The 18655-nt window shown below is 31.6% G+C and carries 22 protein-coding genes and 1 pseudogene; 17 read left to right on the forward strand and 6 right to left on the reverse strand.

Going from position 1 to position 18655, the window contains the following annotated elements; translation table 11 throughout:
• Nucleotides 1-18 precede the first annotated feature (18 nt).
• Nucleotides 19-1368, reverse strand: coding sequence for an MATE family efflux transporter (locus tag ABEY15_RS16430; RefSeq protein WP_429891228.1), 1350 nt, complete (start codon nucleotides 1366-1368; stop codon nucleotides 19-21).
• 107 nt (nucleotides 1369-1475) lie between these two features.
• Between ABEY15_RS16430 and ABEY15_RS16435 the strand changes: the two genes are divergently transcribed.
• The 6 genes from ABEY15_RS16435 to ABEY15_RS16460 all read left to right on the forward strand — a co-directional run bounded on the left by ABEY15_RS16435 (nucleotide 1476) and on the right by ABEY15_RS16460 (nucleotide 5441).
• Entirely contained in the window at nucleotides 1476-2168 is a 693-nt protein-coding gene (locus ABEY15_RS16435) for an SDR family oxidoreductase (RefSeq protein WP_429891229.1), read from the forward strand.
• Between the two features lie 67 nt (nucleotides 2169-2235).
• Entirely contained in the window at nucleotides 2236-2397 is a 162-nt protein-coding gene (locus ABEY15_RS16440) for a hypothetical protein (protein ID WP_429891230.1), read from the forward strand.
• A gap of 259 nt (nucleotides 2398-2656) precedes the next feature.
• Nucleotides 2657-3589: a manganese-dependent inorganic pyrophosphatase gene (locus tag ABEY15_RS16445; protein ID WP_429891231.1), complete on the forward strand. Its 933-nt coding sequence runs from the start codon at nucleotides 2657-2659 to the stop codon at nucleotides 3587-3589.
• A 76-nt stretch (nucleotides 3590-3665) separates the two neighbouring features.
• Nucleotides 3666-4181 (forward strand): YfiT family bacillithiol transferase, encoded by a 516-nt coding sequence (locus tag ABEY15_RS16450; RefSeq protein WP_429891232.1) that lies wholly within the window; start codon nucleotides 3666-3668, stop codon nucleotides 4179-4181.
• A 142-nt stretch (nucleotides 4182-4323) separates the two neighbouring features.
• On the forward strand, nucleotides 4324-4518 hold the full coding sequence (locus ABEY15_RS16455) for a protein tyrosine phosphatase (protein ID WP_429891233.1): 195 nt from the start codon (nucleotides 4324-4326) through the stop codon (nucleotides 4516-4518).
• 227 nt (nucleotides 4519-4745) lie between these two features.
• Nucleotides 4746-5441 (forward strand): helix-turn-helix transcriptional regulator, encoded by a 696-nt coding sequence (locus tag ABEY15_RS16460; RefSeq protein ID WP_429891234.1) that lies wholly within the window; start codon nucleotides 4746-4748, stop codon nucleotides 5439-5441.
• A 60-nt stretch (nucleotides 5442-5501) separates the two neighbouring features.
• On the opposite strand, the pseudogene ABEY15_RS16465 reads toward ABEY15_RS16460, so the two are convergent.
• A pseudogene (locus tag ABEY15_RS16465) lies at nucleotides 5502-5834 on the reverse strand (hypothetical protein).
• 113 nt (nucleotides 5835-5947) lie between these two features.
• Between ABEY15_RS16465 and ABEY15_RS16470 the strand changes: the two are divergent.
• The gene (locus ABEY15_RS16470) at nucleotides 5948-6142 is read left to right on the forward strand and encodes a hypothetical protein (RefSeq protein WP_248265860.1); all 195 of its coding nucleotides are present in this window, start codon (nucleotides 5948-5950) and stop codon (nucleotides 6140-6142) included.
• Nucleotides 6143-6305: 163 nt separating this feature from the next.
• Here the strand turns inward: ABEY15_RS16470 and ABEY15_RS16475 are convergent, their stop codons facing one another.
• Nucleotides 6306-6830, reverse strand: a complete 525-nt coding sequence (locus ABEY15_RS16475) for a GNAT family N-acetyltransferase (RefSeq protein ID WP_429891235.1) — start codon at nucleotides 6828-6830, stop codon at nucleotides 6306-6308.
• A gap of 438 nt (nucleotides 6831-7268) precedes the next feature.
• Between ABEY15_RS16475 and ABEY15_RS16480 the strand changes: the two genes are divergently transcribed.
• A complete protein-coding gene (locus ABEY15_RS16480; RefSeq protein WP_429891236.1) occupies nucleotides 7269-8390 on the forward strand; it encodes a tyrosine-protein phosphatase in 1122 nt (373 codons plus the stop codon).
• Between the two features lie 110 nt (nucleotides 8391-8500).
• Here ABEY15_RS16480 and ABEY15_RS16485 read toward each other — a convergent pair whose 3' ends face one another.
• Both ABEY15_RS16485 and ABEY15_RS16490 read right to left on the reverse strand, forming a co-directional pair.
• Complete coding sequence (locus tag ABEY15_RS16485) at nucleotides 8501-9010, reverse strand: GNAT family N-acetyltransferase (RefSeq protein ID WP_429891237.1); 510 nt, start codon at nucleotides 9008-9010, stop codon at nucleotides 8501-8503.
• Between the two features lie 21 nt (nucleotides 9011-9031).
• The gene (locus tag ABEY15_RS16490; RefSeq protein ID WP_429891238.1) at nucleotides 9032-10015 is read right to left on the reverse strand and encodes a glutathione S-transferase family protein; all 984 of its coding nucleotides are present in this window, start codon (nucleotides 10013-10015) and stop codon (nucleotides 9032-9034) included.
• 292 nt (nucleotides 10016-10307) lie between these two features.
• On the opposite strand from ABEY15_RS16490, the gene ABEY15_RS16495 reads away from it, so the two are divergent.
• From ABEY15_RS16495 to ABEY15_RS16530, 8 genes are all read left to right on the forward strand, one after another.
• A complete protein-coding gene (locus ABEY15_RS16495) occupies nucleotides 10308-11357 on the forward strand; it encodes an LLM class flavin-dependent oxidoreductase (RefSeq protein WP_429891239.1) in 1050 nt (349 codons plus the stop codon).
• A gap of 117 nt (nucleotides 11358-11474) precedes the next feature.
• A complete protein-coding gene (locus ABEY15_RS16500) occupies nucleotides 11475-11867 on the forward strand; it encodes a cupredoxin domain-containing protein (RefSeq protein ID WP_429891240.1) in 393 nt (130 codons plus the stop codon).
• Between the two features lie 145 nt (nucleotides 11868-12012).
• Nucleotides 12013-12312: a hypothetical protein gene (locus ABEY15_RS16505; protein WP_429891241.1), complete on the forward strand. Its 300-nt coding sequence runs from the start codon at nucleotides 12013-12015 to the stop codon at nucleotides 12310-12312.
• A 243-nt stretch (nucleotides 12313-12555) separates the two neighbouring features.
• Nucleotides 12556-13719 (forward strand): MFS transporter, encoded by a 1164-nt coding sequence (locus tag ABEY15_RS16510; RefSeq protein WP_429891242.1) that lies wholly within the window; start codon nucleotides 12556-12558, stop codon nucleotides 13717-13719.
• Nucleotides 13720-13799: 80 nt separating this feature from the next.
• The gene (locus tag ABEY15_RS16515; protein ID WP_429891243.1) at nucleotides 13800-14648 is read left to right on the forward strand and encodes a MerR family transcriptional regulator; all 849 of its coding nucleotides are present in this window, start codon (nucleotides 13800-13802) and stop codon (nucleotides 14646-14648) included.
• Between the two features lie 295 nt (nucleotides 14649-14943).
• Nucleotides 14944-15315 carry a DUF2089 domain-containing protein gene (locus tag ABEY15_RS16520; RefSeq protein ID WP_429891244.1) on the forward strand — a complete coding sequence of 124 codons (372 nt, stop codon included), beginning with the start codon at nucleotides 14944-14946 and terminating at the stop codon, nucleotides 15313-15315.
• Nucleotides 15315-15701 (forward strand): hypothetical protein, encoded by a 387-nt coding sequence (locus tag ABEY15_RS16525; RefSeq protein WP_335416265.1) that lies wholly within the window; start codon nucleotides 15315-15317, stop codon nucleotides 15699-15701. The genes ABEY15_RS16520 and ABEY15_RS16525 overlap by 1 nt, the downstream gene beginning before the upstream one ends.
• A 3-nt stretch (nucleotides 15702-15704) precedes the next feature.
• Entirely contained in the window at nucleotides 15705-15974 is a 270-nt protein-coding gene (locus ABEY15_RS16530) for a hypothetical protein (RefSeq protein WP_429891245.1), read from the forward strand.
• Between the two features lie 135 nt (nucleotides 15975-16109).
• Here the strand turns inward: ABEY15_RS16530 and ABEY15_RS16535 are convergent, their stop codons facing one another.
• Entirely contained in the window at nucleotides 16110-17264 is a 1155-nt protein-coding gene (locus ABEY15_RS16535) for a tyrosine-type recombinase/integrase (RefSeq protein ID WP_429891246.1), read from the reverse strand.
• A gap of 285 nt (nucleotides 17265-17549) precedes the next feature.
• Here ABEY15_RS16535 and ABEY15_RS16540 point away from each other — a divergent pair, with 285 nt between their 5' ends.
• Entirely contained in the window at nucleotides 17550-18557 is a 1008-nt protein-coding gene (locus ABEY15_RS16540) for a helix-turn-helix domain-containing protein (RefSeq protein ID WP_429891247.1), read from the forward strand.
• The last annotated feature ends 98 nt before the right edge of the window (nucleotides 18558-18655 follow it).

Here is an 18655-nt window from a genome sequence, read left to right on the forward strand (position 1 = left end):
TGCTTCCCATCCTTGTCATTATGCTTCAGATAACTTTATTTTTTTTATTTGTAATTGTACTAATCGGAAAGATAATGTTAGTGCTGATACTCCTAAACCAACGATTAATCCAACCCAATATCCTTTTGCACCAAGATTCGTATTAGAAAGTGCATACCCAACTGGTAATGCTATTACCCAATAAGCTAAAATCATCATAATCAACGTGGCATTCACATCTTTATAACCTCTTAATGCACCTTGGATTGGCGCTGCAATTGCATCAAATAGTTGGAACATGACTGCAAAAATTAAGAATCCGCCTGCCAAAATTTGGACAGATGGGTCATTTGTATACCATCCAGCTACATCATATCGGAATAAATAAATGATGATCCCAAAAAATGAAGCAATTGAAACTGCCATTACTAAACCAATTTTGCTATATTCTTTTGCATTTTGAAACTCTTTCGCCCCAACTTCATATCCGACAGCAATAGTTAATGCCATCGAAATACTTAAAGGAACCATATAGAGAAGACTTGCAAAATTCATTGCCACTGTATGTGCAGCAATCGTTTCAGTATCAAATTCACTTAATAATAATGTTACGACCGAGAACACACTTACTTCAAAAAAGATACTAAGTCCAATTGGAACTCCTAATTTTAAAATACTTTTCCAAGTATCAAATGAAATTGGAGGAAGCTTTTTAAATAGATTAAAGCCGCTAAATGGCTTTTTAGTTTTAATAATATAGAAAGCAATTCCAAAAATAATCCAATACGTTATTGCAGATGCTACACCAGAACCTACGCCACCTAAACGTGGAAGACCAGCTTTACCGAAGATAAGGAAATAGTTCAAAATTACGTTAACTGGTACTGAAATAACCGTAATGATCATAGTAGTTCTTGTTTTACCTAAACCATCAATAAACTGACGAATGACTGTATATAGAAATAAAGGTAAAATGCCAAATGATAATGCGAATAAGAAATGAAGAGCAACACGATGAACTTTCGGATCAAGATTCATATGATTTAAGATTGGATGAATTGAAAATATACCAATAATAATAATGACAACTGCAATAATCCCAGCCAAATAAAGTGCCTGCGTAACAAGAGGCGTTATTTTTCCATCCTGTTTTGCACCATTTAAATTGGCAACCATTGTTGTAATTGCGACTAAAATGCCAGTTAACCCTGTACTAATTGGAGTCCAAATACTAACACCAATCGCAACCCCTGCTAAATCCCCTGGACTACTATTCCCAGACATGATTGTATCAAAAAATGACATCGAAAATAATGTCACTTGAGTGATTAAAATCGGAAGTAGTAGTTTAAAAAAGCGTGATATTTTATCCGTTTTAGTAGTATTCAATTTATCGACCTCCTAAACAAACACTTTTACAATTGTATCATGTTTTGGTTTAATAGCTATAATGAAATTATTCGGATAAATATTTTATAAAGAAAGTTGGTCTTAGATTGGGAAATCAAGTTGTTATCATTACAGGCGCAGGAAGTGGATTAGGAGCGTCATTAGCTAAAAAGTATTCTGAAAATGGAGCTCACATTTGTTTGTTAGGAAGAACTGAAAATAAACTTAGAGAAATTGGTAAACAATTACCTAACAATTATTCAATACATACTGTAGATGTTTCAGAACATGAAGATGTAAAAAGAGTCTTCGATACAATCATTCAAACATATGGAAAAGTTGATTTATTATTTAATAATGCAGGAGTTGGAATTTTTGATCTTGCAGAAGAATTAACTGATGAAGCAGTACATAAGATGATTGACATTAACCTAAAGGGAACTATTTTCTGTTCACAAGAAGTTTTAAAACAAATGAAAAAACAAGATAGTGGAACAATCGTCAATATTGTTTCTACTGCAGGTCTTATTGGAAAAGCAACAGAATCAGTTTATTGCGCAAGTAAGTTCGGAGTTAAAGGCTTTACCGAAAGTTTGGTGGTCGAATTAACAGGAACACCAATTTCAGTATTTGCAGCATATATGGGTGGAATGAATACAGACTTTTGGGACGGTATTTTTGATGAGGATAAAACTTCAAAAATGATGAATCCAGATGATATAGCTGAAATCATAATTGAAAATATAAAACCTCGTAAAAATCTATCCATTCCTGAAATTATCATAAAAAACATAAAATAAGTATTAACCAGGCCGTCTTTTACACAAACTAAAGCCAAATCATTAAGGATTAAGTGAGGTATAAAAGATGAGCAAATCAAAAAAGAACAAATCAATTGAGTCGAATCAAAATAATTTTGACGAATTATTACTTGAAGATCTTAATTCTGCAGATGATATACCAATTGATTGGTTACCAAAAAGTGAACCGATTACGGAAAAAATGTCATATAAAAATGGAGAAGATTAATTAGACTATGGTTTAAAAAGACTTATCGTTTGTTTGCAATAGGATGAGTAGGCTTAGCGACCTGAAACATAAGCGTTTTCAATTAGTCTTATTGACATGTTTTTTTGACTTTGTCCTCAAACTGTAAAGAATAGCCATTTTGGCTATTTTTTTTTATTTTGATATGGTATTATTATTGAAGCGTTTTATATTAGAGCCAATTCCTGGCAATAAAATACATAAACAAATGAAAAACAAGATATAGTTAGGAGAATTTTTGATGGAAAAAGTACTAGTTTTTGGTCACAAAAACCCAGACACAGATACAATTTGCTCTGCAATTGCATATGCAGAATTAAAAAAGGCTTTAGGTGAAAATGCTGAAGCAATTCGTTTAGGTGACGTAAGTGCAGAAACACAATTTGCACTTGATACATTTAAATCTGAAGCACCACGTTTAGTAGAAAAAGTTGCAGCTGAAACAAATAATGTAATTTTAGTTGACCATAATGAGCGTCAACAAAGTGCTGATGATATCGAACAAGTTCGTGTACTTGAAGTTATCGATCATCACCGTATTGCTAATTTTGAAACTAGCGATCCTTTATACTACCGTTGTGAGCCAGTTGGATGTACTGCTACAATTTTAAACAAATTGTATAAAGAAAATAATATCGAAATTAAGAAAGAAGTTGCTGGTCTAATGCTTTCAGCAATTATTTCTGATACATTATTATTCAAATCTCCAACTTGTACTGATCAAGATGTTGCTGCTGCAAAAGAACTTGCAGAAATCGCTGGTGTAAATGCAGAAGAATATGGTCTTGAAATGTTAAAAGCAGGTGCAAATCTAGCAGATAAATCAATTGAGTCTTTAGTTTCACTTGATGCTAAAGAATTCCAAATGGGTAACTATAAAGTAGAAATCGCACAAGTAAACGCAGTTGATACAAATGACGTACTTTCTCGTCAAGCTGAATTAGAAAATGTACTTGAAGGCATCGTTGCTAATAAAGGATTAGACTTATTCTTATTCGTTGTAACTGATATTTTAACAAATGACTCAATCGCAGTTGCAAAAGGTACTGCTACTAAAGCGGTAGAAAAAGCATACAATGTAACGTTAGAAAACAACACTGCTTTATTAAAAGGTGTTGTATCTCGTAAAAAACAAATCGTTCCAGTATTAACTGAAACATTTAATACACTTTAATTCGTAATTTAACAACAAAGTCTTTTGTAAGGCTTTGTTGTTTTTTTATAAATAGCTATTAAATGGGGGATTTGAAATGGAAAATTTAAAATATCCGATTGGCAGATTTACCTTGCCTTCAGATTACACTCATCAACAACGTAAAGAATTTATTAAAATACTAAAAAATGCTCCGTTTAAATTTAAAGAAGCAATCACATCACTTACAGAAGAACAATTAAACACACCTTATCGTGATGGTGGTTGGACACCAAAACAAGTTATTCATCATGTTGCTGATAGCCATATGAATAGCCTTATGAGAGTTAAACTAGCTTTAACTGAAGAAAATCCTACAATCAAAGCGTATGATGAAAATGCATGGATTTCATTAAGTGATTCGAATTTTGATTTTCATAGTTCATTAAAAATAATCGAAGGTATTCACGAACGTTACGTAGTTTTACTTGAATCACTAACAGAGGAAGAGTTTAATCGCACTTGTTATCACCCTGAGCTTAAAATTAATATTAGTATAGATTTCATCTTAGCTTTATACGCATGGCATAGCGAACATCATTTGGCTCATATTTATTTAGTGAAAAACAATTAATAGTAAGGTGTGAAGAACAATTAAATTATTATTTATTTGTAGTAAAAATCAATGGAGAAGTCCTACAGCAGAAAAAATTTTCCACTTATATAATGGTTATCAAGCAAGATCAGCAGGGACTGAAACTGGTGCCAGAATTAAAGTGACAGAGGGACATATTGGTTGGGCAGATATTATTTTTGTAATGGAGAAAAAACATTTAAGAAGAATTCGTGATAAATTCGGAGATTTACTCAATGAAAAAAAGATTGTCAATCTAGATATAGCTGATGACTATCAGTTTATGGACAAAGAACTAATTGAAATTCTCCAAAATAGAGTATCGGAAATAATTTAAGGTAAATGAGAAAGAAGCGAAAAAAATTTAAAAATTTATAAGATTTTAAGGAACCCACTCAACGAAAAGAGTGGGTTTAGTTCTTTTTACCTTATGAACGGTTAGGAATCTAAGTACTTCCTCATGATTATAAAAAATTTCCAAAATAATCCAATTTGTAACAGTGTCAAAGTCCATGTAGTACACATAAAAATAAAAATAGAGCAAAATAAGAAAAAGGTGTGAGCATGTACTACAAATTATTAAAGCAATATATTAAAAATTCAAATTTAAGTTTGACTGAAATAGCCAAAGAATTAAATAAATTAGGCTTTTCAAAAGATAAGAGCTATTTAAGCAAATTACAAAATGCGAAATTGACTCCACCTGAAGAAAAATTAACTAGAGCGATTGCAAAAGTTACTGGTGGAAATGCTGATGATTTAATTTGGTGTACTTATATTATTAATGCACCTGAAAGATTGAAAACTCCTTTACGAAATTTATCAGAAGAAGTATTCAATAGTTCACAGATAGAAATGAATAGTAGTCTAAAATTTGATGTGGTCTATAAAGAGCAAAATATTGAGAATCGTTCAAAAATGTTTGCTGAATTTATTAGACAGTTACGATTACAAAAAAATCTATCAATAAAGTGCCTTGCAACAAAAGCAAATGTATCCCATTCATATATTTCACAAATTGAAAATGGCAAAAGAGGTATTCCGTCAACAGAAATTATTCGAAAGTTGGCAGAACCACTCGGTGTTCCTGTTATTCAGTTGTACCAATTAGCTGGATATGTACCAATAGATGAAAATGATTGGATAGAAGGTATAAACCTCATAAGTAAAGCTAATTCAATGCTAAACAATGAAGAAAAAGAGAAATTATTGAGGTTAATAGAAGCTTTTCTAACATTGTCTTCTTTACGCTTTTTCTAATTATATAGAAAAAATAAAAATGCAGGATTCAGGACTACTCCTTTAACCTGCATTTTTTTATCACTCTATTATGCCTTTAATTAAGTAAACAACAATACACCAAATTATGATAGCCGATATTTTATTAACAACCAACATAAATTTTCCAGATTGATCAAGTTTTCCTGCCATTCTTCCTGCTATAGCGAGTGAGAAAAACCAGTTCCACGAAACTGCAATACAAGTTACCGAGAAAGCAATTTTTTGAATTCCGTCATATAGAAGAGAATTTGTTCCAATTCTCCTATATCAATTTTGAGTTGCACCTTGGTGAAAAATAAAGACGTTTTGTACTCCTAAAGGAAGAATTAATCCAAAAGATAATAAAGAAGCGTGTAAAATAGTTTGAATCATAGAACCACCTAACTAATCATATTTAAGTACATTTCAATTCTTTTTACGAATCATGACTAAATTTGTAAATTTTAGGAAAGGATAGTAAGAAACTGTAAAAGGAAGTGAAGAGTATGTCACAACAATTTGACAATATACCTGATTATGAATTATTAGCGAATAATCCAGCATTATCTTTACATGAATTGTCATATCACTATGATATGAGTTTTAATGATATTGCTGAAATTAGAGGAATCTCGGTAGAGGATTTAGTAAATTACTATCAGACAAATACTTCTCACGATTCATTATTTTATTTTGAATAAACTATCCATAAAGCTGAGCCAATATATATATTGGAATCGGCTTTTTTTGTAAACAAATCATCTTCTTATTTTATTGAAAAAATTGTGAGGATACTAGAATTATAGACCAAGTTACCATTGGGAAATAGTTTTAAAAAAAGTTAAGCCATTTTTAGACTTAACTTCATTTTTTCTTCTTTATCTTTAGTCGCCAATTATTACATACCATAAATTTACCTATTGGATATTCAAAATTACATTTTTTAATAAACTTGAAATTTAATTTTTCACATATTTTATTAGATGGAATGTTATTAGTAGAAGGAAAAGCGTGAATGTATTTATGCTTCGATTCTTTTTGGGCCTTCTTAATAGCTTTTTTTACTGCGATTGTTGCTATACCTTTTCGTTGAAATTGAGGTAAAATGCTCCAACCAATTTCATAAACAAGTTTACCATCCCATATGCGATCCCAGTAGCCAACAGTTCCTATTTTTGTTCTATACGGAAGCAAAATGATTACAAACATTTGTCCTGTACCTATTCGACTTATTTCAAGATAATGCTTGTGGCGACTCATAATTTGATTTAAACTTTCTAGACCACCAAGATATTTCATCATAATATTCGTATTCGATGACAGAAGTAAATTAAGATCTGCTTCGTTCCAAGGCTCAATTAGAATGTTTGATTCATCTATTTTTGACAATTAATACACTCCAAATTTATATTAAAAAGAATCATAATAAGATAGTATTCTGAAGTGAAGATGATATCTCTAATTAAATAACACAAATTAAATAGGTGAGATTCTTATCGCGATAACCTTTTATAGCAAATAATCATTTAAGTAAATAGAAAAGTTTAATAGGGTTGTTTGAAGTTGGAAAACTTCGATCAGCCCTTTTAATTATGTATTTTTAATTGAAAAATTAATCTGCTCAGTAATCTTTTAATATTTTGTCGATTTTAAAATTTCTTTACCGAAGATTTACATCACTTCTACAAGGCCTTAAAAAAACGTTTATATAATGTTTTTGTAAAGTCATTGTCCAATTATAATGAACTTTCAAAAAAGTTGAAGGCCTGCAACTTTTTGAAAACAGTTACAAAAAATTACTAGATTAAAAGAGCGGAGAGATAGAAGTTGAAAAAAATAAAATTAGTAGGTTACAGTTTAACACTAGCTTTAGCGTCATCAATTTTATCTAATAATGCTTTTGCTCAAGCAAAGGTTAATAATGGAGTGGAATTTCAACAACAACAAGAGACTGCACATGTTAACAATCATGGACTACTAAATGCAAAAGTAGTGAGAACTCAAGAAGGAAAATTGAATATTTCATGGGACGGTTCACTTAAAAATGATAAAATTCGCATCTTTTGGTCTACTTCTCCAGACAAAATCGGTAAATTACTTGTTAAAGTAAATTCAGGTACATCAATTACAATTGATGATCCAAGCCCAAATACTAGACCATATTTCCATCTAATTGGTGAAAATGGTAAACATACAACAGTTGCAGAAAGGAAAATAACATTGCAAGGAACTTTTAACTTCCGAGATATGGGTGGATATGAAACCGTAGATGGCAGAACAATTAAGTGGGGAAAACTGTACCGTTCAGATGCACTAGGAGGTTTAACTAAACACGATATTTCATACTTACAAAATACAGGTTTAAAAACGATTCTTGATTATCGTAGTGAGGATGAAATCACGAAAAGTCCAGATCCACTAATACCTGGTGTAAATAATGTCAATGATCCAGTCATAAAATCTGGGAGTACTAGTTTAGATATCTTTAATCTAGATATGGCAGGATTAGATAAAACTTTCCAACAGATGCAAAAAGAAATGGTCGAGGATCCAGATGTAGAAGCGTATCGAACGTTATTTCAGTTGCTTTTGAATTCAAAAAATGAAGCTGTTTTACAGCATTGTACAGCGGGCAAAGATCGAACTGGAGTTGGGTCGGCCCTAGTTTTATTAGCACTAGGAGTACCCGAAAACACTGTGCTTGATGATTACTTGCTAAGTAATAACCAAGCTTATATTGAGAAACAATTGGCTACCATGGAACCATTATTGAAAACAGATGAACAAAGACAAGTTGTTGCTGCAATATTCGGTGTGAAAAAAGAATGGCTACAAGCTTCATTGAATCAAATTAAAGAAAATTATGGATCATATGATAATTATTTCAAAAAAGTTATTGGATTGACTGCAAAAGATCGTCTAAAATTAAAGGATATGTATTTAAGTTAATACGAAAGATTGTACTAAAAGAATATAATAATTAAACCAAAAGGGCTGTTTGAAGTTAGAAAAAACTTCGGACAGCCCGATTAAATTTAATAAAGAGTAGTAAATAAGATTTAAATTTTCATTTGATAAGCTCTGACGATAATCCCATCATTTGCTGGTTCAAAGTCAAACTTTGGTAAACGTTTAAATCCAATTCTTTCATATAAACTTATGGCATTTTTCATAAATTCACCGGTATGTAATCCGATTGCATCGAATCCTTTTTCCTTCGTGCGATTAAAACATTCTGAAATTAGCGCAGAAGCAATTCCTTGACCGCGACAGTCTGATTCTACAGCAAGCATTCGGATCTCTGGATAATCAAGTTCGTCGATATAATCACCATAGGCATTTATTTTGGCTGGGAATAAAGCGACGCTACCAACAATTTTTCCTAAAACCGTGGCAACAATTAATTCTACCCCTTCTTGTTCATCAACATTCGATAAGAGGGACCTCTTTAAAGCATTCCAATGTTTTTCTGGTAACAAGTTGACGTATTCATAATAAGCGTTAATTCTTTGTTCTCGAATTAACTGAAACATCTCTTTTTCAGCATTACAAATTTCTATTTTTACCATTTAAATACATCTCCTTATGCCTTAATGAATGAGGAACTTTTCTTTTTGTCTACTTAAATCTTCGCGATTGTGCTTCGAATTCCAAATCGTAAGTTCTGGACCTTTTGGTAAGACTTTTGGTTCTTCTTTATCGGGTGATATGGTAATCGATAAATGGTAATGTCTCTTAATCGCATCAAAATCTGTCGTATCCCCAAAGCCTGGCGTTTGATATAAATCTCGTACATAGCCCCATAAGTTTTTAAACTCACGTATTAAATTTCGATTCGTATTAAATGCTGTAAAGTAAGCAGCATCGAACCGTACGAGTGTTGTATATAACCTAACATCAGTATCAGTAATTTTATCACCAAATAAAAAACGTTGTTTAGATAAGCGATGCTCTAGCTCATCTAATCTATTAAATAATGTTTCATAAGCGACTTCATAAGCATTCTGAGATTGTGCAAAACCACATTTGTATACACCATTGTTTACATCAGTAAATATGATTTCGTTTAGCGCATCAATTTCTTGTCGGATGGAAACTGGGTATAAATCTGGTGCCTTCTTTTTATGGTACGGCTTCCAAACTGTTTCGAAATAATTTGTTAACCTAAAATAGTCATTATTGACAACCTTACCAGAACTAATATCGATAATTGCGGGAACTGTCGGACGTCCTGAATAGTTTTTATCTGATTTATGATAGATTTCGCTCATATAACGAACGCCTAATATTGGATCAACTCCTCCTGAATCCAAAGAAAATTCCCAATCCACGTGAGGCAATCTTGGACGCATTGGACTGACGGTTCCTAAACTGATTGCATTTTCTAAGCCTAAAACTTTTCGTACAATAACAGACCGATGGGCCCATGGACATGCAGCTGACCAAATGAGACGATATCGACCTGCTTCAACAGGGAGTTCTCCTGGTTTATTTCCAAATGGTGTAGAAAAACGATTTAATTGACGTCTAAAGAAACCATCAACTGTTACTTCAGTTGGTTTAGTTTTATTCATACTTAAACTTCCTTTCTCACTACTTTGGATAATATTTTTTTGAAAAGAATTGTTGAAGGTGAACATAGGAGAAATTCTAATACTCTATTATACTCTTAAAATTCAGAAAATGTATTTTTTTCTAGTCATACTTAAGATAATAATACAATCTATTTAATTGCTTTAAACTACTTTGTTAGAAATTATCTCGAATTTGAGGTATATTTAAAATGTTTAATAAATATAGCAGCAGAACCTTATAAATCTACTCAAAATTTTCTTTAAAATTACAGAAATTCGGAGGAATAGTTTAATGGAAATAGGAATTAGTACTTTTGTAGAAACAACGCCTGATGCTAAGTCAGGAGATGTAATAAGCCATGCAGAACGATTACGTGAAGTGGTTGAAGAGATTATTCTGGCAGATCAAATTGGATTAGATGTATTTGGAGTAGGGGAACATCATCGTAATGATTTTGCAGCATCATCTCCAGCTGTCGTACTAGCAGCTGCTGCATCACAAACAAATCGTATTCGGCTAACAAGTGCCGTAACTGTCCTTTCATCAGCAGATCCAGTACGAGTATTTCAAGATTTTGCTACGCTTGATGGTATTTCGAATGGTCGAGCGGAAATCATGGCGGGACGTGGTTCATTCATCGAATCATTTCCTTTATTCGGCTATAATTTAAACGACTATGATGAACTTTTTGAAGAAAAACTGGATTTACTGTTAACCTTGCAAAAATCTGAATTCATAACATGGAGTGGAAAACATCGACCAGCCATTAATAATATAGGTATCTATCCACGTCCAGTTCAGGAGCCATTGCCAATTTGGATTGGAAGTGGCGGAAACAGTGAGTCAGTCGTTCGAGCTGGACTATTAGGACTTCCACTAGTACTTGCAATTATAGGTGGACGGCCAATTCAGTTCGCACCACTTGTCGAGCTTTATAAAAAAGCAGCAGCTCATGCCGGTCATGATGTAAACAAACTACAGGTTGCATCCCATTCACATGGGTTCATCGCAGAGGATACAATGACTGCAGCTGATAAATTTTTCCCATCAACACAGCAAGTTATGAATAAGCTTGGAAAGGAACGTGGTTGGGGAACTTATGACCGAGCTGCATTCGATGCGGCACGAAGCTTTGAAGGTGCACTTTATGTTGGTGATTCTGAAACTGTAGCACAAAAAATCATCCACCTTCGAAAAAATGTAGGTATTACAAGATTTATGCTACATGTACCAGTTGGTTCGATGCCACATGCAGACGTAATGAAAGCAATCGAACTATTAGGTAAGGAAGTTGCACCAATCGTTCGAGAAGAAATCAAAAAGTGGGAAGCAAATCAATAACTTGAAATAATGAAAAGCTGTTTTCTAAAAGAAGACAGCTTTTTTATATGATCAAATAAAAAAAATCGTGATAATATTCCATCAATTGGAAAAGAATATTGCATAGGAAAGGAGGGAATGCGAGTGTTAATAAAAAATTGGCTATCAGGACTAATTGTTTTTTTAGCAACGATTGTGTTAATGGCAGCACCAGGTAATTTCAAAGCTTTTGCTGAATCTGAGGTTTCAGATGCATATGATCGTGCACAAACAATCGTAGTAGAGTTGAATGATGATTACTTTAACCCGAAAAACATCACAATTCCAAATGGAACAAAAACAACTTTATTATTAAAAAATAAAGGGAGTAAACCACATACTTTTACAGTGAAAATGCTCAATATTGATGTAGAAGTTCAACCAAGAACTGAAAAAACCATTTCAGTGTTACCAAATCAAGCAAATACATATGATCTTACATGTAAATACCATTTTAATGTAGGTATGGTAGGAAAAGTAATCGTAAAATAAAGTCAAGGCCATTGAGCCTTGACTTTATTTATGTATTGATAATATTCCACAGTAAAGAAATGCGATCTGAAATTCTAACTTATAATGGTATTTCATTACTTTTTAGCAAAACCTCCTCATACAATTAGAATGAGGAGGGATATGGATGGAGAACATCGATTTTCATATACTTCAATGGTTTTTTGGTAGTACACCGATTCTAGGTTTAGCTTTAATGATGTTTATTGCTTCGTCGCTTGGGAAACGATTGACTATACCAATTATTACAGTTATCGTAACATCATGCTTGTGGTTTATTTGGAAAACGCTACCAAACGATATTTGGCATCGTATGGGAGCAGACGGTAATGTTGGGCTGTACCCACATATAACCTTTGCTCTAATCCTTGGTTTTGCCACATCAAGCATTCTCGGAATGTTGCAAAAAACTCGTCACGCTAAATAAGATTATCATAAGATATATGAACATTTTTAAAAATTTTATATAGACGGAAACTATGTATCAACTATGAGCTTCTCTAAAAAGAGGCTTTTTTTTATTTCACAGAAATAGATTAAAAACCTTATTTTAATAAAGAAAGCGAATTCATAAAAAAAGAATCAAAAATGATAAAAAAACTAATTGACTCTCCCCTCGGAGGAGGCTTTACATTATGTTTTGTAGAGTTTTAAAAGGAGTTGAATTAAGATGAAAAAACAAAACATAATGTTATCTTTAGTATTAATGAATTTATTCATTATTTTTTTAGGAATTGGGTTAGTTATTCCAGTCACACCTTCAATTATGAATGAGTTAAATATATCGGGTACGATTGTAGGCTATATGGTAGCTGCATTTGCTATTACACAATTATTTTTTTCACCAATTGCAGGTCGCTGGGTAGACCAGTTCGGACGTAAAAAAATGATTATAACTGGATTATTAATCTTTAGTATCTCAGAGTTTTTATTCGGAATGGGTAAAACAATTGAGGTTCTTTTTATTTCACGTATGCTAGGCGGAATAAGTGCGGCATTCATAATGCCAGCTGTAACAGCATTTATAGCAGATGTTACAACGGTCGATACAAGAGCAAAAGCACTCGGCTATATGTCGGCAGCAATTTCAACAGGTTTTATTGTTGGACCAGGTGTTGGAGGTTTTTTAGCAGAATATGGCCCACGCATACCATTTTTCTCCGCAGCTGGATTGGCGATTTTCGCAGGCGTTTTATCTATTACAGTCCTTCCTGAGCCAGAACGAAATCAAGAAAGTATTGAGAACAAAGGACAAAAACCAGGATTTAAACGTATTTTTGCTCCGATGTATTTTATCTCGTTTATGGTTATATTGATCTCACAATTTGGCTTGTCAGCTTTTGAATCACTATTTTCATTGTTCACTAATCATAAATTTGGTTTTACACCGAAAGACATAGCAATCATGATTACTGGCGGAGGGATTGTTGGCGCGATTGCTCAAGTAGCATTGTTTGATCGTTTAACAAAATGGATGGGAGAAATTCGATTAATTCGATATAGTTTAATCCTTTCAACTATACTGGTGTTTATGATGACAATTGTGAACTCATATTTTATGATTTTACTAGTGACGATTACAGTATTTTTAGGCTTTGATTTAATGCGTCCAGCTGTAACAACCTATTTATCTAAAATTGCAGGTAATGAACAAGGCTTTGTAGGTGGAATGAATTCAATGTTTACTAGTTTTGGGAATGTAATAGGACCAATAATAGGTGGAATCCTATTTGATATCGACTTAAACTATCCATTTTATTTTGCAACAGTCTTATTAGCGAGTGGTGTTGGTTTAACAATTGCTTGGAAAATGCCAGTATATCGAACAGCATAATAATTCAAAAAAGCATATTCTATATTTTCGAATAAAGAATATGCTTCTTTTGCTAAAATAAGAATGTGGAGGTGATTGAAGTGAAGGAAAAACTTTATACAATAGGTGAGGTATCTAAATTAGTTAATATTTCGATTAAAGCACTCCGATATTATGATAAAATCAACTTATTTAAACCAGCGTATGTCGATCCAGATACGAATTATCGATATTACAAAGACTCACAAATTCATCTTCTCGATTTAATCAAATCACTCAAATATATTGGTACTCCATTAGAAGAGATGAAAGAAGTACAGGGGCTACACAGAGATGAATTTTTCTCCTTTTTAACAGAACAAGAAAAAATTGTCAGAGAAAAAATAGATTCATTAATCGAAATTGAAAAAATCATCGCAAATGCAAAAAGGGGATTACAAAAACAAAAGGATTATCCACAATTTGGTGAAGTGTTTTTTTCGTATGAAGAAGAAATGCAAATCATTCAGACGAAAGCTAATGGGATCGATCCGAAAAATATTTTAAATGCTTCATACAGTAAATTGAAGAAATTTGCGGCATCTACAGAAGGTTTTAGGAACAATGGTTATGGAGCCATAGTGCCATATAAGTCTTATAAACATGTTAGTGAAGTAACCTATCAATATTTATTTACACCCGTTTTAACAAAAAAACAAACTACACTACTATTACCGGGTACCGAGCTTTCAACCATCCAAGAAGGAAAATACATATGCATTACTTATAAAAGCGTATCATCTGATGATTATTTTACAAACTTACAAAGACTTATTAATTATATAGACAAACATCAAATAACGATTAAAAGCGATATATATGAATCATTAATACATAATAATTATTCACCGAATCAAAAAGAAGAATTTTTGATTGAAATGAGAGTATTGGTCGATAATGAAAAAGAATAGGCAGAAAATATGATACTTTAAAGCTCATAGAAGATTTTAGAAAGACTCCTTAAAGGGTCTTTTTTTATTTTTATGATCCAAGAATAAATTTATTTAATATACAAATTGAATTATTGAATAAAAAGATAAATATTTATATGGAAATTAAACTTTACCGTTCTTCGAATCAATATATTTAATATAAATATTTAATAATTTAATTAAAATATAAATTTTTATAAATAAATTTAAATTTTTGTTTGAAAAATTAAATATATAGTGTATGATATGATTAAATAAAAGAAAGGAGAACAGTATGTCGTATCCTTTACTCACTAATTGCCCTGTTTGCAGCAAGGCACTTAAAATTACTAAGCTACATTGTAATCATTGTCAGACAACGATTGAAAATGAATTTGAAGTATCAAGATTAGCAGCTCTTGGACAAGAACAACTCCATTTTATTGAGATTTTTCTTAAATGCCGTGGAAATATCAAAGAGGTCGAAAAGGAACTTGGAATATCTTATCCGACAGTCAGAGGAAAATTAGATGAAATTATCTCTACACTTGGATATTCCACTCAAAAGAAACCAGAAATAGATAAATCAAAAATTGTTACAATGTTAGAAAAAGGCGAAATTTCGGCTGAGAAAGCCATTCAATTATTAAAAGAGGGGGACTTATAATGAAGGATGAGATTTCAAGAATCTTAACGTTGATGGAAGAAGGAAAGATTGATAAGGATAAGGCAAGTGAATTAATTAATATTTTACAAGATAAAGATCAGCCGGAACGCGTATCTTTAAAAAAAGAACCGTATGGAAATAAAATATTAAAAATTCGTGTGAACTCTGAAGTAGGAGATAATGTTAATGTAAATGTACCGATTAATCTTGTAAAAGCACTTTTAAAAGTAGGTACAAATATTGCTGAAAAAATTCCTGAGGCAGAAAAATATGTAAAAGATATTAACGTTGATTTGCTAATCGAAGCAATCGAAAACGAAATGGTCGGACAAATCGTTGATATCACTTCATCAAACGGTGATAAAGTTTTTGTTGTGATTGAGTAGATTATGTTAAAGGTCAAGGTGAAAATAGAAGGGAAACGATTCTCCATTCCTGTTCCTTATGCGGTTTTAAATTTAGCTAGTTTGATCATCACATCAAAATTGCTTAATCGTTTAATAAATAAAGCAATAAAAAAAAATGGCAGTAACTTCATTTTCCCTGAAATTGAAAGAAAGGATTTGAAGCCGTTAATACATGGACTTTCAAAAAACAGTGGACTAATCCTTGTTGATACAAAATTAAAAGATGGAACAGAGGTAGTAGTAAAGCTTTAAAGTTCAATCTTTTAGATACGGATTTATATTTTCCTATTTTCCAAATTGTTTCAAGTGGATTGCTTATAATAATATTATGTAAACTGATTATAAATATAAAAAAAACCCCTATTTTAAAAAATGGGGTTTTTCTTATTAATAATTTTCATCATCCCAAACATTACTTGCATTTTGAGTTCGATTCATCATTTTAGCTAAATAAAGTTCAGTCGTTTGAATACTTTCATGACCTAAACTTCGACTAACTTGATAAATGCTCGCACCTTTTTCAATTGAACGACATGCATAATGATGTCGAAAGAAGTGAGGACTAATATTATTCGATCGATTATGTTCTTTTACAAAAGGTAACTCCGAATCTTTTATCATTCCAATTACATATTTTGATAAATATTTAAACGAGTAATGTTGATTCAGTTTATTTGGAAAGAATGGACTTGAATCTGTTTTCGAAATGAGATTTGATAGACCACGTCGACTCCTTAGTTTACATAAATCTACAAATACATGATTTAATAATTTAACTTCACGTTTTTTATTTCCTTTTCCAACAATCTCTAGCCAATAACCGTTTGAATCCTTTGTAACTTTGCCCCAATTTGCCTCTGCTAGTTCCCGAATTCGCATACCAGTTGTAGCTAATAATTTGATTATAGTCGCTTTTAAAATATTTCCATTATAAAAATTCAGTAATGCTTTAACTTCACTCTCTTCTAAATCGCGATTTGGTAAATCATCCTTTGTAATTTTTGCATTCAGCATTCGAGTATACAAAGGTACTTGAACATAATGACTATCAAATAAAAACTTGAAAAAGCTTTTTAATATGACAAGTTTTCTCGAAAGAGTTGTAACACGATATTGTTGCTTGTTCGAACCATATTGATAAGTAGATAGCCATTGTTGATATGAATCGATATGTCTTTGTTTTAAATTTTTGAAAAATGAAGTTTCTATATAAGAGCCTACATCCTGTCGCAAAAACTCTTCACTCTTAATCAAGTATCGAAAAAACTGCATTAACTCTCGTATGTATTCCATCTTTGTACTATCTTTTCGTTGTTTCGATTTTTGTATATCTTTTCTCTGATGGACAAAGTAGTAGATCATATCCAAATCAGAAAACCCTTCATAAATCATTCGATGATTTTTTTCATTTTCAAATTTTGTTTGTAGAAGAATAGGAAAGTATGTTTCATCTATTAAATACTCAATTATGTTGGATTCATTTAGATTCGTACTTGGTAAATGCACTGAATTTGTAATAAGTAGGCTTGATTTTACTAACATATTACTCACCTCTTAATCTATTATACATAAATCATTCTATTTATAGTAATAATTCGGATACTTTTTCCAGTTAAATATTTAACTTTCATTTTTTATATATATTAAATTGCATAAATTGATTAAGGTAGAAAAATACACTATTATTCTACTTTAAACAAATTATGTATAATTTATTATTTATAAATAAATTGATTTAATTGTATCAGTTTAATTACTTTTTAACAATTTGTTGGAAATAATTATGATATAATAGGTCTATAAAACAATAAAAAAGGAAGAATTAAAATGTTAGAACAAGATCATAAAATGAAAGAGATTGTTACAACAAATGAGGCTGTAGAACTGTTAGGTGTTTCTAAACAAACGATCTATAATTATGTAAAGACTGGGAAACTGAATCTTGTTTATGAAGATTGGCAAATCGATGGGACAATGAGGTTTTATCTTGAGGATCTTAATCAGTTAAAGTCCCAAACTGTAAAACCGGTAGGACTAACTGTTCTTGAAACAGCTAATTTATTAGGAGTATCGAAAGCAACAATTCATCAATATATAAAAAATGGGAAAATTAACGCAAATAAAGTAAATTTTAAAGGTAGACTAACTGTATTTATTCCAGAAGAAGAAATTGAAAATCTAAAATTCTCACAAAAAAATGCATCAAGAAAAAAGTCTTTTTTTACAAAAGACTTAGAGTTTTACCTATTCGGACTTTATGAAATTCCAAACTCAAACGAAAAAGCCCGAATTATCGAACTTGATGAGAACTCTGAAATCGTAGCAAAAACGAATATGGGTGAACTTTTAAATAAAGAAGAACTTACAAGCCGTGGTTTTAGAAAAGCTTATGAAATGAAGAAAGCCAGTCATAGTACGAAAAGAGGTATGATTTCATTTCAATTTCCAATCCCTCAGTCAATTAGTGCTCCGATTTTTGGCATTATCGATTCTTTTTATAAACACATTGGACATCAAAATATGAATCTATATATTATGAACAACTCAATTAAGATCGACATAAAGCCAATTAAACTACCATATCTTGATGCTCAAATTGAACAAGATTTTGAAATTTTACAAAACTGTTTAATTGATGGTAAGCTTTCTACTAGACCAGGTTTTATTGTGTTTACGAGTAATCAAGAACAACTGACTATTTTTGTAAAAGATTCAATAAAAGAAAAGATTAAACAAATTGCAGTAGAACATCATACTGGAATTGAGGATATTACTGAGAAACTTTTGCTCATGGGTTTAAAGGAATTTGAAAAAAACAACACATTTAATGACTAAATTCACCCGCCAATTTCCGACAACGAGATGGATACTTGTATTAGAAACCAAATCTCGATGCGTCTATTAAACTAGTTTAGATAATTCTGAAAACAGTA

Origin of the sequence: Gottfriedia acidiceleris (genome assembly GCF_050457485.1) — a bacterium.
GTDB classification, from domain to species: Bacteria; Bacillota; Bacilli; order Bacillales; family Bacillaceae_G; genus Gottfriedia; species Gottfriedia acidiceleris_D.

Coding starts and splice junctions, on each gene's coding strand:
- ABEY15_RS16440 (WP_429891230.1), top strand. CDS start 2,236: ATGAGCAAATCAAAAAAGAACAAATCAATTGAGTCGAATCAAAATAAT.
- ABEY15_RS16445 (WP_429891231.1), top strand. CDS start 2,657: ATGGAAAAAGTACTAGTTTTTGGTCACAAAAACCCAGACACAGATACA.
- ABEY15_RS16450 (WP_429891232.1), top strand. CDS start 3,666: ATGGAAAATTTAAAATATCCGATTGGCAGATTTACCTTGCCTTCAGAT.
- ABEY15_RS16460 (WP_429891234.1), top strand. CDS start 4,746: ATGTACTACAAATTATTAAAGCAATATATTAAAAATTCAAATTTAAGT.
- ABEY15_RS16470 (WP_248265860.1), top strand. CDS start 5,948: ATGTCACAACAATTTGACAATATACCTGATTATGAATTATTAGCGAAT.
- ABEY15_RS16485 (WP_429891237.1), bottom strand. CDS start 9,010: ATGGTAAAAATAGAAATTTGTAATGCTGAAAAAGAGATGTTTCAGTTA.
- ABEY15_RS16490 (WP_429891238.1), bottom strand. CDS start 10,015: ATGAATAAAACTAAACCAACTGAAGTAACAGTTGATGGTTTCTTTAGA.
- ABEY15_RS16495 (WP_429891239.1), top strand. CDS start 10,308: ATGGAAATAGGAATTAGTACTTTTGTAGAAACAACGCCTGATGCTAAG.
- ABEY15_RS16500 (WP_429891240.1), top strand. CDS start 11,475: ATGCGAGTGTTAATAAAAAATTGGCTATCAGGACTAATTGTTTTTTTA.
- ABEY15_RS16505 (WP_429891241.1), top strand. CDS start 12,013: ATGGAGAACATCGATTTTCATATACTTCAATGGTTTTTTGGTAGTACA.
- ABEY15_RS16510 (WP_429891242.1), top strand. CDS start 12,556: ATGAAAAAACAAAACATAATGTTATCTTTAGTATTAATGAATTTATTC.
- ABEY15_RS16520 (WP_429891244.1), top strand. CDS start 14,944: ATGTCGTATCCTTTACTCACTAATTGCCCTGTTTGCAGCAAGGCACTT.
- ABEY15_RS16525 (WP_335416265.1), top strand. CDS start 15,315: ATGAAGGATGAGATTTCAAGAATCTTAACGTTGATGGAAGAAGGAAAG.
- ABEY15_RS16530 (WP_429891245.1), top strand. CDS start 15,705: ATGTTAAAGGTCAAGGTGAAAATAGAAGGGAAACGATTCTCCATTCCT.
- ABEY15_RS16535 (WP_429891246.1), bottom strand. CDS start 17,264: ATGTTAGTAAAATCAAGCCTACTTATTACAAATTCAGTGCATTTACCA.
- ABEY15_RS16540 (WP_429891247.1), top strand. CDS start 17,550: ATGTTAGAACAAGATCATAAAATGAAAGAGATTGTTACAACAAATGAG.